Below are 15,022 nucleotides of genomic sequence, written 5' to 3'. Positions count from 1 at the left end.
CGCGCGGGAAATGCCGGGAAAGGATATCCGAATGTCGGTCGCGCGCACCCCATTTCCTGCCTATAGTCGGGCGAGAATGGAATCGCCGGTTTACCAGGCGGTTCGAAGGCATGCAGGATCGGCGGAGGCGGCCATCGCGAGCGAAGCGGATATCAGGAGCGGCCTGACGGAGAACCTGGCCAGGCTATGGCGTTATGGTCTCGTTCTCTCGCATCAGCGCGATGTCGCCGACGACCTGGTGCAAGCGACCTGTCTTCGCGCACTCGAGCGCGCCGATCAGTTCGTCCCCGGCACGCGGCTCGACCGCTGGCTGTTTTCGATCCTGCATTCGATCTGGCTGAACGAGATCCGCTCGCGCCGGGTGCGCCAGGGCCAGGGCTTCGTCGATGCCGGGGAGGCGCTGATCTTCGACGGCGCGCATGATACCGAAACGCATGTGATGGCAGGGCAGGTGCTGAAGCAGGTGAGCGCGTTGCCCGAGGCGCAGCGGACCGTGGTTTTCCTCGCCTATGTGGAAGGACTTTCCTATCGCGAGGTTGCAGGCATATTGGATATCCCGATCGGGACCGTGATGAGCCGGCTAGCCGCCGCCCGCGCCAGGCTCTCCGGCGCCGCACCGGAAGGGGGAAGGCCATGAGCACGAAACACACCATCCCCTCCGACGAGGACCTCACCGCCTTCATCGACGGCGAACTGACGGCAGAAGAGGCAGCCCGCATCGAGGCCATCGTGAAGGAAGACGACAGCGTCGCCGAACGGCTGGACTTCCTGGCGCGCGCCAGCCTGCCGTTCGAGCAGGCTTTCGCGCCGCTGCTCTCCGAAGCCCCGCGCGAGAAACTGGAAGCAATGCTCGCCGCCATTCCCACGCGCGAGAACGCAAAATCCATTTCTGCGCCCGCGGCCAGCCGCCGCCGCTTCCTCGGCGCGCTCGCCGCCTCGCTTGTCGCCGGCATCGCCATCGACCGTGCCGCGATCGGCATCGGCAGGCGCTTTTCGGCAAAGGACGAAAACAGCGAATGGCGCGCCGTGGTCGCCGATTATATCTCGCTTTATAGCGCTGAAACGCTCGCCGGCCCCGTTCCCGCAAGGGACGACCAGGCCGCCCAGATGGCCATTCTTGACGAGAAGCTCGGCCTATCACTCTCTCCTGAAGCCGTCTCGCTCCCAGGGGTCGATTTCAAGCGTGCCCTGCTATTGCAATATGATGGCAAGGCGCTCGCCCAGATCGCCTATCTCGACCCCGAGACCGGCCCGATGGCGCTCTGCATCGTCAGGTCCGACGCGGGGCCGAAGGCGCCGGATCTGGAAACCCGCAAGGGTATGAATGTCGTCTACTGGTCGAACGCGACGCATGCCTTCATGCTGATCGGTCATGCTGCGGCTGACCGGATGATGGCGATTGCGGACGGGGTGCGGGGAAGGGCGGGTGTGTAAGCGCAATGGGCATAACAGCAGGCAATATCACCTAATCGCTGATCTGAGCGTAGCAGTGGAGTGACCACTCAATTCGGCTTGGATGTGACCTGATGTGGTGGACGGCCTCCGCTCCCCCGCTCGTAATATGCCAAACCGTGGCTTTCGAAATTCACATGAGGGAGAGCCGTCATGGAGCAGGTTCGCACATAGGGTTGGATATCACCAAGCACATGTTTCAGGTGCAGCATGGCGAAGACGCGGCAGGCGCGGTTGTCGTCCGCCGAAAGCTGCGACGTTACGTTGTTGCAGGGTTCTTTAGGCATTGCTCAGATCAAAACATTGCCCGACTCCATTGCATAGCTCCCTAGATAACCTTATTGCTCGTACGTGTATTGGTCTTGTATGCTCGTTTAAGATATTTCGTGGCACCTGCAACGGGGAAGTGCTGTTTCTACGTCTTTTGCTTAATCCTCGGCTCCGCCGGTCATGCTGAATCAATTCGCCCAGGTACGCGTCTCCTTCGGCGTAACTTGAGACAACACCGGCGACCTGCGCGGTCCGCAACTGGAGTGAGATGCGAGTCCTTCATTTTTTCAAAACATATTGGCCTGACACCTTTGGTGGGATCGAACGAACTATTCACGCGATCGCAAAGGGAACCGCAAGGTTTGGCGTTCAGTCCGAAGTGCTTTCGCTGAGCCATGCTCCGCTAAAGAATAGCCGAGAGTTTGATGGCCACGTCGCTTACAAAGCGAAGCTTGACCTTGAATTCGCATCAACGGGCTTTTCACTCGAAGTATTCGGACGGTTTCGAGAGCTGAGCAAAAAAGCGGATGTCGTCCATTACCATTTTCCGTGGCCGATGATGGATATAGTCCATCTCACCACGCTTCTCAGTAAGCCGACCGTCGTCACGTACCATTCAGATATCGTCAAGCAGCGGATGCTCCTGCAGTTTTATAAGCCTCTGATGCGGCGCTTTTTGAGGAGCGTCGACAAAATCGTGGCCACATCGCCGAATTATGCTGCGACCAGCGACATCCTGCAGCGGTACAAAGACAAAACCATGGTCATACCGCTGGGACTTGATGAGGCAGACTATCCTCGCGCTTCGGAGGATCTGAAGGCGCGTTGGCGGGAGATATTCCCTCAGCCATTTTTCCTATTTGTTGGAGTGTTTCGCTATTACAAGGGCATTGACATACTCCTCAAGGCTGCTCAGCAAACCAAGTTGGATATCATCTTGATAGGTGAAGGACCTATGGAGGCGTCTTTGAAGGCTTTTGCCCGAGAGCACAGTTTGAGAAATGTCCATTTCCTCGGGGCGCTGCCAGATACGGATCGCAATGCGCTTCTCGAGTTGAGCACCGGGTTCGTCTTTCCCTCGCATCTGCGGTCTGAGGCTTTTGGTCTTTCGCTGGTGGAGGCAGCCATGTTTGGCAAGCCCATGATCTCTTGCGAAATTGGCACCGGGACGAGTTTCATCAATGCTCATGAAGAAACAGGTCTAGTCGTGAAGCCCAACGATCCACTCGACCTTGCAAACGCTATTACACGCCTTGGCGAAAATCACGGAGAGAATCGTCTTTTTGGCCATCAGGCAAGAGATGCCTACCTTCAAAAGTTCACGGCAAACGATATGGCGCGTCATTATGCAGCGCTGTACGAAGAAATTGGGCGGGGCAATCCATCATGACCCTTGCGAAAGTCGACGGGCTTGGTCGCCATCATGATCCGAACTCGGTTCGATAGAAAGATCATGCCGGAACCGCGCAGGCACACCCTACGGCGGCGATCCGGGCGGCAGACGCGCCTCTTCTGGGGCGGAAAATGACGGAACCGACGATGATCTCTGGGCGACCAGCTTCTGTGGTAGGCGGCTTCAAAGCAGATTGATCGACAATCACCGCTGCAAACTCCACCGCCCTCGCGCGGGCAGAATCAGCTTGCGCTGCCGAGCCATAGTTCGCCAAGTGGGACTGATCCGGCGTGCCTGTGGGGCGCTGAACTTCGATCGGTCAACCTACCACTACACCTCTCGTCGTGCCGATCAGGCCGGTCTGGAACGTCGTATCCGTGAGGTCTGTGAGACCCGTGCCCGCTACGGTTATCGTCGTGTGCAGGTGCTGTTGGAACGCGAGGGTTGGGGTACCAACATCAAGCGGACCTACCGCATTTACAGGGACTTGGGCCTGCAATTGCGTAATAAGACACCGAAACGCCGGGTCAAAGCCAAGCTGAGGGAGGATCGGCAACTGGCAGTCGGTCCGAACGATGTGTGGGCTATGGACTTCGTTCACGACCAACTGGCGACCGGCAAGAAACTGCGGGTGCTCACGGTGGTGGATACCTTCTCACGCTATGTGCCGGTGCTCGATCCGCGTCACAGCTATCGAGGTGAAGATGTCGTGCAAACCTTAGAACGAGTTTGTCGGAAAGTTGGCTATCCGAAGACGATCCGTGTCGATCAGGGGACCGAGTTCGTGTCTCGCGATCTTGATCTCTGGCCTATGCCAAGGGCGTCACGTTGGACTTCTCCCGCCCTGGCAAGCCGACCGACAACAGCTACATCGAGAGTTTCAACGGCAAGTTCCGCGCCGAGTGCCTGAACGCCCATTGGTTCATGAGCCTTGACGACACGCGTTCGAAGATGGAGGATTGGCGTAGAGACTATAACGAGTTCCGGCCACATAGCGCGATCGGCAACAAGGTACCGATTTCGCTCATGAACGGCTCATCGGCACCCCCGCCGAGCTGAGCCTTAACCCCGGAAAAATTCCAGCTCCCGCTGGCCCAAAATCGGGGTGCACCTCAAAAAAAACCGCTGGAGAACTCAAAACTGGATTAGACTTGGGGGCAAAGGTCAACAGGACTGCCGGCGCAAACATTGGAACGTTTTCGACATCAGGCGCGGCTATCCCTCGATCACGCAAACGGCGCGAGGGCCTCTCAGCAGTCGGCGGTATTTTGCGCCCACCTTCCGGATCACGACGTGATTGCCAGCCTTAAGAGCGCCTTTGTAATTTCTAGTTAGCGGGACCTGCGGAACTTACCCCCCGGACTTCGCTCCATGAAGTCTTCAGCCACGGTACTCCATTGAGGCTATACTGAGTCACTGGGATGCTATCGGCGTTCCAGTATTCGTTCTTCCAGTCGTAGTAATTGAACGTCCTCCGTTCGTGCTTGGCAACGGTTTTTGGCTCGCAATCATCAGTTTCGCGACAAATGATTGTTGGTATATCCGGAAGCCAAAGGCTATCTGAGGAGGTTTTCATCTCGCCTCTCGAGCCAACCGGCTTTACGGCGAACAGCGGATTTGCCCACCCGGATAGTTTCTGCCATTCGCCGGGTTCGTCAGCCTTGATACTCGGTATCGCCTGGCCGTGATCAGCCAGGAGCACGATTGTCGTCTTGTCGTACAGGCCTGCTTCTTTGAGGGAGAACAAAACCTTTTCGAACGCATCGAGTGCACATCCAGCTTGCCGCACAAAGGCCTCGCGGATCGCCGGAATTGGCGCGCCGGCATAAACGCAATCATCCTCAAGAACAACTGGCAGATGCGGCGTTAGAACATGCAGGAACTTCGCCGTTGGCCGATCGCCGCCTGTCGTTAGTCGCTGCGAGAAGAGATCAAGGAATTCGATTCCTTCCAAGTTGTGGTCGTTCGGTACGGCCTCGCCTTTGAATTCATCGAACAACCACTTTCCGTGGTTATAGGAGGCTTCCTTGAAAGCTACCGGCGCAGCGCGGAATGCAGACACGCCTAAAAGGGTGAGTAGTCCATTCCAACGCATCTCTGCCCGTGACGTCAGCAGTGCCTCAGGCAAGTAACATGTTGCGCTTTCCGGACAGACTCCGAGCATGGGGTTCACTAGAACCGAATCATAATTCGCGCCGGCCAAACGTGTCAGGAAGGAGTTTTTTCCAACGGCATCTATAAAATAGGGCCTGAGCGGTTGTCCTACCTGATAAATTGCGCCCCCATGGATCGAGGGTAGCGCTAGATAGGTGGTAGCCGAGATAGCCGCCATATCTTCGAAGTAGGTAAAGCCATCCAACGCTTCTTTGCGCTTGTTATCCGCCTTGATGATCTGACCAAAGACATCCGATGGAAACCCGTCGAGAAGGATTACCAAGAGGTTCTTATCGCCCATTGAATAGAGCTTGCCTTCATCCGGTGTCGGTGGATTTTTCTTGCCCTCTGTTATGGCTGAGTAGCCAGCAATAACGATGTTCCCCGCGGCCAAAAACACCAATGCCATCGAGACGAACTTGCGAGCGTTCAAAACGAAGACGGCGGCAACGACCATGATCGCCAATTCCGCTAGAGATCGTCCGCCGCTGACGCTAAAGGCGACTTCGTTCCCAGTGAGGGTGCCGACGTCTGTGCCAATAACCATAGCGTTGACGTAGACCAGCACTGCGGCCGCGCCGAGCGCGACCGCGACCCATTTAACGATTAGGCGAGGAGCCGCGATCGCTATCACTGCGGCGATAGCGACAATCGCAACAGCAGCGCCCGTTAGAAGCGGCAGATAAGTTGAAAACCTAAGCGGAAATTCCAGCGTGTTGCCGAAATAGAAATCATGCGGGACGGCAAAACATAACACGGTCGCGATCAGTAGGCCAGACGCGATAATCAGTAACCTCACTTAGCGCGCCCCCTTAGAAATCGATGTCAGCAGGCTCCACGGCTTCGAGAATGTTTGCGTTGAACGGACACCCTCGTGCCTCTCGATAAGATCGTCGGGAAGCATGTTGCGCCTCGGATTACTAGGATAAAGCGACGCGCCGACCCCAATGAGACCTGCGACAGCGCACCCAACATACAGTATTCGATCCAAATCCTTGCTGAGTCGATAGGCCATCCCACGCTCCCACGATTGATTTTTCCACCTCTTTAGCTCCGTTGCAGTTGCCGTCCTCAGTGTCAAGGGTGGGAAAGCGGTGGTTTCTAATGCATTGCGATGGCCATACGGGAGCTAGCCGCACCAACCCGCATCCTTGATGCACCTGACGAGGGCCGAAACGCTTAGGATGACCGCTGGGCCATCGATGCTGCTACCACCAGCTGCTGGCTTCAGCTGTGAAACGTAACGGGTGTTCCGTCCCCACATTGCCCCCTGCCGCCTGATCTGTGATCGAGGTTTCCATGGATGAAGAACGGGAGTTTCTCCATGGAGACTACATTGGAGTTTCTCACAACCAGGAAGCCTGAACGTGAGGTCGACCGACATTGGCCTGATGAGGTCAAGGCGAAGATCGTTTCGGAAAGCTTGAGGCCTGGCACCACGGTCAATGAAGTTGCGCAGCGCTATGGATTGCGAGCGAACAGCCTCTCCACCTGGCGGACGATGGCACGGCAGGGCAAGCTGATCCCGCCAGCACCGGATGATGCGGTTGAGTTCGCGGCGGTGATCGTCGATCCGCCTGTTTCGGAACTGCCGCCTAAAATGCTCAGTCGCCCCGAGATCGTCCTCGGGCCCGTCACCATCCGTCTTGAGGAAGGTGCGTCTGCTGCCCGGATCGCTGCAATCGCTCGCGCCCTGACGGCGGCGACATGATCTTTCCGTCAAACCGCGTCAGGATCATGGTGGCCACCAAACCCGTAGACTTCCGCAAGGGTCATGACGGCTTGGCAGCGCTGGTGAAGAATGAGCTGCACAAGGACCCGTTTACCGGAACGGTCTTCGTGTTCCGGTCACGCAAGGCGGATCGATTGAAGCTGATCTACTGGGATGGCTCTGGGATCGTCATGGCCTACAAGAGGCTGGAAGAGCACCCGTTCACCTGGCCCGGCATCAAGGATGGCCTGATGACGCTGACCCATGCCCAGTTCGAGGCCCTGTTTGCGGGCCTTGATTGGCGGCGGATTCATGCCGTGCAGACGAGAACGCCAGAGACCATCGAGTAGCTGCGGCACGATGACTCAGCACGGCAAATTCCACAGGCAAGTCGGCTACGGATTTGATAGTTTCCGACCATGCTGGATGCCGCCGACCTTCCCGATGATGTTGCCGCCCCTGAAGGCGATGCTGATTGCGGCGCAGGCACGGGAGGCAGCCAAGGACGTCGCGATAGCCAGTAAGGGCGAACATATCGCCCGCAAGGATGAGCGGATCGAACGGCTTGAGAAGCTGGTCGCAGCCTTCAAACAGGCCGCCTTCGGACGCAAATCCGAGAAGACCGATCCCGACCAATTCGATCTGGCACTGGAAGACCTCGAAACGGCTATGGCCGTGATCCATGCCCAGGATGAGGCGGACGTTCCTTCAGGAAACAGCATTGGCAAGCCACGCGCGATCAATCGCGGCTTCCTTCCAAAGCTTCTTCCGCGTGTCGAAGAGGTGATCGAACCAGACAGGCTAATCTGCGCCTGCGGCGGTTGCCTGCATTGCATTGGCGAGGATGTCTCCGAGCGGCTTGATGTGGTCCCGGCGCAGTTCCGCGTCATCGTCACCCGTCGCCCCAAATATGCGTGCCGTCCTGCACTGACGGTGTGGTCCAGGCTCCGGCCCCGGCAAGACTGATTGAAGGCGGCATTCCGACCGAGGCCACCGTCGCCCAGGTGCTGGTCTCCAAATATGCTGACCACCGTGTGCCACGAACACACCAACGATGGAGGTGTGGAGCTGTGTAGAAGATGAAGGAAGGCCCTTCGCAGCCGGCGATCAGGAGTTGGCTGCAAACCACCGCGTGCTGCTGTTGTTAAGAGCGATGGTGGTGAGCGACGCGGAAAAGGCGGGACGAGATTCCGTCAGGTGAGGTTCAGGGAGACGAGCGAAAGCAAACCGATGATGAACTGCCGAAATCGTATCAACGATGTCAAAACCGGGGTTGGTGGTCACCTTGGGATCAGTCTGGGCGGAGACCTGAAGGCCGGCCCCGGCGACATCCGGCTCGAAGTCGGCGTGAACCTGAACCAGGCTTTTACACGGAACGTGGGAACCTGTCGTCCTGATGTGAAGGGAGAAGACCGAGCGGGCGATCCCCGTGAGGTCCAGAGTACCGATGCAGGGCACAGGGACAGAACAGCTCGTAGTAGGGATGAAGGGTCTGTAATGGGTCTGGACCGAAGGGGCTGTGGTGTTCAGTCTTGGCATACGGCCAACCGGTGACGGGAGGAGCCGCATGAACAAGGCAAAGCCGTTCGACATCCCCAAGCGGGAGGTTTGGGAAGCCTTCAAGCGTGTGAAGGCCAACCAGGGAGCGGCTGGGGTAGATGGGCAGTCAATCCAGGACTTTGAGGTTCGGCTCGCCGATAATCTCTACAAGCTCTGGAACCGGCTGTCCTCGGGCAGCTATATGCCGCCACCGGTTCGCCGGGTGGACATTCCGAAGGACAATGGGGGAACACGACCGCTCGGTATTCCGACTGTCGCCGACCGCGTTGCCCAGGAAGTTGCTCGCCGATATCTGGAGCCTCTGCTGGAACCCCTGTTCCATCAGGACAGCTATGGGTATCGGCCCGGTCGATCGGCGATTGACGCGATCCGGGTCGCGCGCCAGCGCTGCTGGCGATACGACTGGGTCGTCGATATCGACATCAAAGGATTCTTCGACAACATCGATCACGAGTTGCTGTTTGAGGGCCGTGCGTAAACATACGCAGTGCCCTTGGATCGTACTCTATATCGAGCGTTGGCTGAAGGCTCCGGCGTCGATGTCAGATGGCAGCTTGGTTGCCAGGGACAAGGGGACGCCGCAGGGTGGGGTAATCTCGCCCCTGCTGGCAAACCTGTTCCTGCATTACGTGTTTGACGTTTGGCTCGAAACCGGATTTGCCGGCGTGCCGTTTGAACGGTATGCGGATGACATCATCTGCCACTGCCGCAGCGAGCGACAAGCCATAGCTCTCCGGGCGGTATTGGAACGGCGGTTCGCCGAGTGCGGGTTGATGCTTCATCCAGAAAAGACGAAAATCGTCTACTGCAAGGACACCAACCGCAGCGGTGAATTCCACATCCAGCAATTCGACTTCCTCGGCTACACATTCCGGCCGAGGCTGGCGCAATGGCGGGGAAAGCAGTACGGGGTGTCATTCCTCCCGGCTGCCAGCCCCTCCGCATTGAAAGCCATTCGCCATACTGTCCGGGGCTGGTCCCTCAAGACCCGCAGCGACAAGGCGCTCGACGATCTGGCTCGGATGTTCAATCCGTACATCCGTGGCTGGATCAACTACTACAGCCACTTTTACAAATCCGCGTTGTACGAGACGTTCCGTCGGATCGACGCGCATATCCTTCGATGGGCAAGACGCAAGTTCAAACGCCTGAGGCAAATGCCAAAGGTCGCGCGAACTTGGCTGGCACGCGTAATTCGGACCTCGCCGAATTTGTTTGCTCATTGGCCGCTTTTGTATGGCAACGGCCGAACGCTGGGAGCCGTATGACGCGAGAGTGTCACGTACGGTTCTGGGAGCGCGCCGGGGTGAAATTCCCTGGCGCGACTCGCTTGCCACTGTATCGCCAGGCGCAAATCTATAAGCGTCAAGGCATCGACCTCGACCGCTCGACGCTCGCCGACTGGGTCGGTCGGGCAGCGTTCGAATTGCGTCCCGTCTTTGATGCGCTGATCGCCGACCTGAAGCGCTCATCCAAGCTGTTCATGGACGAGACCCGTGCCCCGGTTCTCGATCCCGGCTCGCGCAAAACCAAGACCGGATACTTCTGGGCGCTGGCGCGGGATGATCGTCCTTGGAATGGCGGTGCTCCGCCAGGTGTTGCCTTTACCTATGCGCCCGGTCGCGGAGGCATTCATGCCGAACGGATGTTGCAGGGCTTCTCGGGCATTCTGCAGGTCGATGGATATGCCGGATACAACAGGCTGATCGCACCGGAGCGTGTCGGTCCTGACATCCAGCTTGCCTATTGCTGCGCGCATGCCTCACCGCCATCGTCAACGGTCGCAGGCAGAGTTGCATCGATGAGCTTTTGCAATGGAATTATTCGGGACGAACAAACGGCTGAAGTCTGCTGTCGGCCCAAGGCGGACTTCCAATCGTGTGCCCAGAATGCATAATCTCATCCAAAAATGAATGCGACCCGGCCCATCAGGACGCTCAATGTCAGACAACCCGTACATCCATGTTTTTACGGCGCACTTCGCGACCAATGATGAGGCCTCCACGTTCGGGCATCCTCACTGGGAGCCGGAACCAGGTCAGGATGCTTCAGACGAAGAATATTCCGCGTGGGAGGACAGAAACCCCATCTGGCCATTGAAGTCCGAGTTGGGCTGCTCCATCGACAGCGACTTTATCGAGATCGTCTGGAAGAGCGACCAAGAACCGGATTGGGACTATCTCCTCTCGCGGCTGGACCTCAAGCAGGTAGAGGTGATCAGACGCCAGACGGAGACTGCGAATACCCTTGTTTTGATCGATCAGACAGCCATCGGAGATGAACGCCTAGAGTTCCAGTCGACCGCGAGGCTTAACTATCACGGGCGGCACGAAGCTTCCCGATAATAATCTCGAGCGGACGCGGCGGTCGCAAATCCTGACATCGAAATCAGAATCGCTAATGCTGTTACAGATGTGTTCGGTAGGATAAGGCCCCCTCCTAACCATGAGCACGTGCCGGATGCACACAGCCAAACCGCTCCAATCCGACGTGGTGAAGGCTCAAGTCTGAGTGCGCCTTGCCCCTATAGGTGAACTGAGAGGTTCCCACCGCTTGACCAAAGCGGCGAGCCTCGAGTTCACTTTCATCCACGAACATGAACATGCGCCATCACCCCAGGTCGGCATGAGCCGCCAGAGATAGGTCTCGGCATTGATTGTCAGCACATGCCGCCAACGCTCGCCGGCGGAAAGGACAGTCTTGGCGTAAGCCAGTTCGCTGTCTGCTTTACCGCTGGAGATCAATTCCACTTCGCCATGCATGTTTCCTTGAATCGGTTCCTCCCATCCACCGAGCTGATCACCGCCGCCCTCCTTCATCTCGAAGCGTTCATCCGCAAGATCGATATATTGTGCTGGCTGAGACGCGGGCTGATCGACCAGCCAGAGACTGGAAAGAGCGGTTCGGACTTGACGTCGGCCTCCCATGGCTCGGACTTCAGGGAGCCATAATCGCTCACCCCCTTCTGCCAGGCCTCGCGCACGACCTGCGGTGTCGCCCGGCGTTCCAGTCCGCCCGCGTCACTCCACAAAAGAGAAATGCCCCAGCTGGGCGATTGCGTTTCATACTAGTCGGCGAAGGGATCAATGAGCGCCCACAACATACCGCTATCCGGCAGGGAAGGATCGAAGCCGGCTTCGCGCGCCATGACCGAAAGGTTCACCTGCGCGAGAAAGACCATGGGCGTCGGCGCCCGCGCCATTTGTGAGGCTCTTGCGGAGCCTCTTCGCAGTGCCATCGGGATCGGCCAGTGCAGGGCGGGTCGGCCAGATGATCCCCGGTGGGAGATCCGGCTCGCCTCCCACCTTACTTGCGCCCGTGAGGAGTGCTGCGTCGGCCACTGGATCACCGTGGCGGAGCCAGATCGTCGGACGCGCCGTGTTGACGAGCGCACGCGATAGCGCCGCATCGAGGCCCAAAGGAGCGCAGGCGCGGTTGATCGAGAGGAGATCAGCGAATGCGGCCATCTTCCATCCTTCTATGACGTCCCCCAAAATCGCAGGATGAAGGATTTTTGTGGCACCGCAATGTCCGCTGTTGGCGCATTCTTGCCATCAATGTCGTAGCGGCATTTTTCGGAAATTCCAATCGAGCTTGGTCAATGTGCGAGGAAAACGCCGCTTACTGTGAAACCTCAGTAGGTTGTCCTGAGCAAGAGCGGGCCAGGCCTGAGCCGTGGACTGCTCCCGATCTAGCGAGGGCGATGGTATTGCGCCGTTTCAGATCGCAGATCAGGGCCCACCCGCGACCGCGGCGGGATTTGCGCGACGGCTGCACCAAGGCATTGCCATAGGCAACCCAGTTCGCTGACGCTGGCATTTGATGGAGAATGCCAGCCGGATATTCCTAAATGTGCGCAAATCCCATGCGCCAGTTCCGGAGCCGCCACGATCGTTCGCGAACTGATGAGGGATAAAATTTGAAGCCGATTGACACCGAACCTTCCAATTGGCTCACACCTTTTCGACATGCACACGCTAACGAGCAGCGTTCAGAGCTCTTCTGCAAAGACTTCCTGCACCATAGCCCTTATCCGGCGAGAGGTCGGCCCCCGAGGCATCAATTCCGCATACTTCTTGCGCCATTTGTAAAACATTGCGTCCGAAATCCTGTCTTGCGGCACGCCTCGCTGATTGGTGTTCCGTCGTCCGCCTGCTTCAGCACAAACGCATTTGCAGTCCGAAGCATTAATCGCATCCTCCTCATTTCCCCGAAGGGATCACAAGTGGAAAATTCCGGATTTTAATGGCCTAATCTTACGGGCGCAAATCAGGTGTTGCTGATGTCATAGCGGCTCGAAGCCGCCTCGCTCTCTCCCATCCGCTATTTGTCGGCATAGGTAGCTCTGGTTCGGAGAATGGCGCTAATAGCTATGCATTTCAGCCGCTAGGCTCAAGCCTTGCTTTGAACCACCTGCGTAAAGCGAGTGCTGCCGCGATCGACACAAATGAGGGCAACCATATAGGCGAAGATTGGATCCAATGCCTTCTGATTGAACATGATGCCAAAACTTCCCGTTATGAGGTAGCTACTGGTGAGCAGAAGAGCGATCGCGACGGCCAGATCCCGGCCTGGTCCGGGTTCTTTTTTCCACGCAGCTATTAAAGGTGCCAGAAGCAGCAACAAGAGCGATACGATACCGATGATGCCAGCGTCTATCCCCGCGGTCAAAAAGCCGTTGTGGACATGTGAGTAGGTCAGTTGCGGCCTTATGCTCTCGGGTAGCTCCGCCAAAACCGAAGCCATACGGTTTTGTGGGCCATAACCAGTCAACGGGTCCTTACCGATTGCTGCCAAAGCGCCTTTGTACAAGGCGAGCCGTGCGCTGAGTGAGGTAATCTCGCCCTCGCTGCGTTCAAGCGCTGCCATATTTTCCTGCAGCGCCTGAACGCGGTGGAGAATTTGGCCACTGCCCAGTGCAATAAGCCCCGCGAACAGCAAAGAGCCGGTAATCGCCAGACTGCGCAAACTGAGATGGAAGCTGTGTTTGCGAAAATACCAGAGGAGGATGACGAGGTGAACGGGAATAGCCAACCAGGCCGAGCGCGTTCCGGAAAGTAGCACGCAGCCGAGGCCGGCGGCATATCCCAGGATCGCAATTCTCTGCTCGACGCTTCTGGGAGATTGAATATTAAGGAGTGAAACGCCGCCGAAAAGAAGGCCTATGATCCCAAGGAGCGCCGCATTTGAAGTCCCAGCCTCTGCTCTCTCCATTGAAAACATGACCTGTAGCAGGCTGAAAAGGAAGGTGACGATCATGCCGATTCCGGCGCCAAGGATAAACAGTGGCAAGAGGCGGCCATCGGGAGATTGGCGCATTCGCGGCAGTATCAGCCAGATCGAAAAGAAAGGCAGGAGCCGGAATATCCAATCCGCCACTTCGGAATAAGGCGGGTTGATGAATATGCTGACGATCATCACCAGCGGGTAGATTGTCATGCAAATCGCAACCGTCCAGTCCGACTTCGACAGGTTTAGAGGAAAGCGCCTTCTCGCGAGTAAGTAGATGCCGGATACCATCGACCCGAGGAGGATGAAGGAATTGAAGTTAGGCGAGAGTCCGGGAAGGATTGCGAAGAAAAAAACCGCAAGGCCATTGGCTCGATCAAAGGGGCCTCCCGATCCACCCCCGGGCTGAAGAACCGCAATCAGGAGTTGCTTGAAATAATTCACTTTGTTGGTCCTGAGATGTCGCCGGTCGAGTCTCGCTAAGCACGGGGCTCATCGCTGTCAAGGCCCGACCAGGCGTAGATTTAAAGGCTTTCGCAGGTGTCGCAATTGGGCAACAGGACGCATTGGATGAAGATTGTTGTTACTGATGTCGTGCGACGAGGTGGATACGACAGAGGAGTCAGATTGAACCGAACATTGGCTGGAACGCATTGTTCTTAGAGCCTTGCTCGTTGAACGTCTAAGGCTGCGGTATTGGTATCGGCACCGGTGAAGGCCAGATCCGAAACCTCACCGGTTGAGGAATAGCCGGAAACGAGTTCTGCCAAGGTCGCGCGCGCCGCGACCATGTCGTTTCGATCCAACGCCGCATTGAGCGAGTTGAGCTTCCTCGAAAGCTCCGGCCAGACCAGGAAATCCTCGCGCGCCTTCATGATCCTGGGATGTTCGGTTGTCTCAGGGTTATCCCCGATCAACAGTTCTTCATAAAGCTTCTCGCCGGGCCTCAGGCCGGTAACGGAAAGCTCGATGTCCCCTTCGGGATTATCGCCGTCGCGGACGGTCAAGCCGGACAGTTCGACCATCTTGCGGGCGAGATCTGCGATGCGCACCGGCTCGCCCATATCCAGCAGGAAAACATCCCCGCCCTCGGCCATGGCGCCCGCCTGAATGACAAGCTGCGAAGCCTCCGAGATGGTCATGAAGTAGCGGGTTATTTTCGGATGCGTCAGGGTGACTGGGCCGCCTTCCTTGATCTGCTGCCGGAACAGCGGCACGACCGATCCGGAGGAACCGAGGACATTTCCGAAGCG

Annotated in this window: 13 protein-coding genes and 3 pseudogenes; 11 read left to right on the top strand and 5 right to left on the bottom strand. The window is 57.4% G+C overall.

The genetic code is table 11. From position 1 onward, the window contains the following. Positions 1–31 precede the first annotated feature (31 nt). From GA0061105_RS30335 to GA0061105_RS30315, 4 genes and pseudogenes are all read left to right on the top strand, one after another. Positions 32–637, top strand: a complete 606-nt coding sequence (locus GA0061105_RS30335) for an RNA polymerase sigma factor (RefSeq protein WP_092754892.1) — start codon at positions 32–34, stop codon at positions 635–637. Then, a complete protein-coding gene (locus GA0061105_RS30330; RefSeq protein ID WP_092754889.1) occupies positions 634–1,434 on the top strand; it encodes an anti-sigma factor family protein in 801 nt (266 codons plus the stop codon). The genes GA0061105_RS30335 and GA0061105_RS30330 overlap by 4 nt, the downstream gene beginning before the upstream one ends. A gap of 556 nt (positions 1,435–1,990) precedes the next feature. After that, positions 1,991–3,112 (top strand): glycosyltransferase family 4 protein, encoded by a 1,122-nt coding sequence (locus GA0061105_RS30320; protein WP_092754883.1) that lies wholly within the window; start codon positions 1,991–1,993, stop codon positions 3,110–3,112. Between the two features lie 286 nt (positions 3,113–3,398). Further along, positions 3,399–4,174, top strand: a pseudogene (locus tag GA0061105_RS30315) (IS3 family transposase); the annotation flags it as partial. A 268-nt stretch (positions 4,175–4,442) separates the two neighbouring features. On the opposite strand, the gene GA0061105_RS30310 reads toward GA0061105_RS30315, so the two are convergent. Further along, positions 4,443–6,068 (bottom strand): alkaline phosphatase family protein, encoded by a 1,626-nt coding sequence (locus GA0061105_RS30310; RefSeq protein ID WP_092754880.1) that lies wholly within the window; start codon positions 6,066–6,068, stop codon positions 4,443–4,445. 525 nt (positions 6,069–6,593) lie between these two features. On the opposite strand from GA0061105_RS30310, the gene tnpA reads away from it, so the two are divergent. From tnpA to GA0061105_RS30275, 7 genes and pseudogenes are all read left to right on the top strand, one after another. After that, complete coding sequence (tnpA, locus tag GA0061105_RS32640; RefSeq protein ID WP_245304444.1) at positions 6,594–6,980, top strand: IS66-like element accessory protein TnpA; 387 nt, start codon at positions 6,594–6,596, stop codon at positions 6,978–6,980. After that, positions 6,977–7,330, top strand: a complete 354-nt coding sequence (gene tnpB, locus GA0061105_RS32635) for an IS66 family insertion sequence element accessory protein TnpB (RefSeq protein WP_141130252.1) — start codon at positions 6,977–6,979, stop codon at positions 7,328–7,330. The genes tnpA and tnpB overlap by 4 nt, the downstream gene beginning before the upstream one ends. Positions 7,331–7,399: 69 nt before the next feature. Next, a pseudogene (locus GA0061105_RS30295) lies at positions 7,400–8,011 on the top strand (transposase domain-containing protein); the annotation flags it as partial. Between the two features lie 536 nt (positions 8,012–8,547). Beyond that, positions 8,548–9,018, top strand: coding sequence for a reverse transcriptase domain-containing protein (locus GA0061105_RS34155; RefSeq protein WP_425348785.1), 471 nt, complete (start codon positions 8,548–8,550; stop codon positions 9,016–9,018). Between the two features lie 61 nt (positions 9,019–9,079). Continuing rightward, positions 9,080–9,808: a reverse transcriptase domain-containing protein gene (locus GA0061105_RS34150; RefSeq protein ID WP_425348784.1), complete on the top strand. Its 729-nt coding sequence runs from the start codon at positions 9,080–9,082 to the stop codon at positions 9,806–9,808. A gap of 53 nt (positions 9,809–9,861) precedes the next feature. Beyond that, positions 9,862–10,302: pseudogene (locus GA0061105_RS30280) on the top strand (IS66 family transposase); the annotation flags it as partial. 178 nt (positions 10,303–10,480) lie between these two features. Beyond that, on the top strand, positions 10,481–10,885 hold the full coding sequence (locus GA0061105_RS30275; RefSeq protein WP_092754874.1) for a hypothetical protein: 405 nt from the start codon (positions 10,481–10,483) through the stop codon (positions 10,883–10,885). 156 nt (positions 10,886–11,041) lie between these two features. On the opposite strand, the gene GA0061105_RS32630 is transcribed toward GA0061105_RS30275, so the two are convergent. From GA0061105_RS32630 to GA0061105_RS30260, 4 genes are all read right to left on the bottom strand, one after another. After that, positions 11,042–11,467, bottom strand: coding sequence for a hypothetical protein (locus GA0061105_RS32630; protein WP_141130251.1), 426 nt, complete (start codon positions 11,465–11,467; stop codon positions 11,042–11,044). 140 nt (positions 11,468–11,607) lie between these two features. After that, on the bottom strand, positions 11,608–11,742 hold the full coding sequence (locus tag GA0061105_RS34000; protein ID WP_342587659.1) for a hypothetical protein: 135 nt from the start codon (positions 11,740–11,742) through the stop codon (positions 11,608–11,610). Positions 11,743–12,932: 1,190 nt separating this feature from the next. Beyond that, entirely contained in the window at positions 12,933–14,213 is a 1,281-nt protein-coding gene (locus GA0061105_RS30265) for an O-antigen ligase family protein (protein WP_092754868.1), read from the bottom strand. A gap of 215 nt (positions 14,214–14,428) precedes the next feature. Continuing rightward, positions 14,429–15,022 (bottom strand): polysaccharide biosynthesis protein (locus GA0061105_RS30260; RefSeq protein ID WP_167358599.1); only part of this gene is annotated, 594 nt, incomplete at its 5' end.

Source organism: Rhizobium aethiopicum (assembly GCF_900094625.1).
In the GTDB taxonomy this organism is placed as follows: domain Bacteria; phylum Pseudomonadota; class Alphaproteobacteria; order Rhizobiales; family Rhizobiaceae; genus Rhizobium; species Rhizobium aethiopicum.
This window is presented reverse-complemented; position numbering and strand designations above follow the sequence as displayed.

What these genes read in the sequence shown, in the direction of transcription:
- tnpB (WP_141130252.1), top strand. Translation starts at nt 6,977, where the DNA reads ATGATCTTTCCGTCAAACCGCGTCAGGATCATGGTGGCCACCAAACCC.
- GA0061105_RS30335 (WP_092754892.1), top strand. Translation starts at nt 32, where the DNA reads ATGTCGGTCGCGCGCACCCCATTTCCTGCCTATAGTCGGGCGAGAATG.
- GA0061105_RS30330 (WP_092754889.1), top strand. Translation starts at nt 634, where the DNA reads ATGAGCACGAAACACACCATCCCCTCCGACGAGGACCTCACCGCCTTC.
- GA0061105_RS34000 (WP_342587659.1), bottom strand. Translation starts at nt 11,742, where the DNA reads ATGGCGCGGGCGCCGACGCCCATGGTCTTTCTCGCGCAGGTGAACCTT.
- GA0061105_RS32630 (WP_141130251.1), bottom strand. Translation starts at nt 11,467, where the DNA reads ATGGGAGGCCGACGTCAAGTCCGAACCGCTCTTTCCAGTCTCTGGCTG.
- GA0061105_RS30275 (WP_092754874.1), top strand. Translation starts at nt 10,481, where the DNA reads ATGTCAGACAACCCGTACATCCATGTTTTTACGGCGCACTTCGCGACC.
- GA0061105_RS34150 (WP_425348784.1), top strand. Translation starts at nt 9,080, where the DNA reads ATGTCAGATGGCAGCTTGGTTGCCAGGGACAAGGGGACGCCGCAGGGT.
- GA0061105_RS30320 (WP_092754883.1), top strand. Translation starts at nt 1,991, where the DNA reads ATGCGAGTCCTTCATTTTTTCAAAACATATTGGCCTGACACCTTTGGT.
- tnpA (WP_245304444.1), top strand. Translation starts at nt 6,594, where the DNA reads ATGGAGACTACATTGGAGTTTCTCACAACCAGGAAGCCTGAACGTGAG.
- GA0061105_RS34155 (WP_425348785.1), top strand. Translation starts at nt 8,548, where the DNA reads ATGAACAAGGCAAAGCCGTTCGACATCCCCAAGCGGGAGGTTTGGGAA.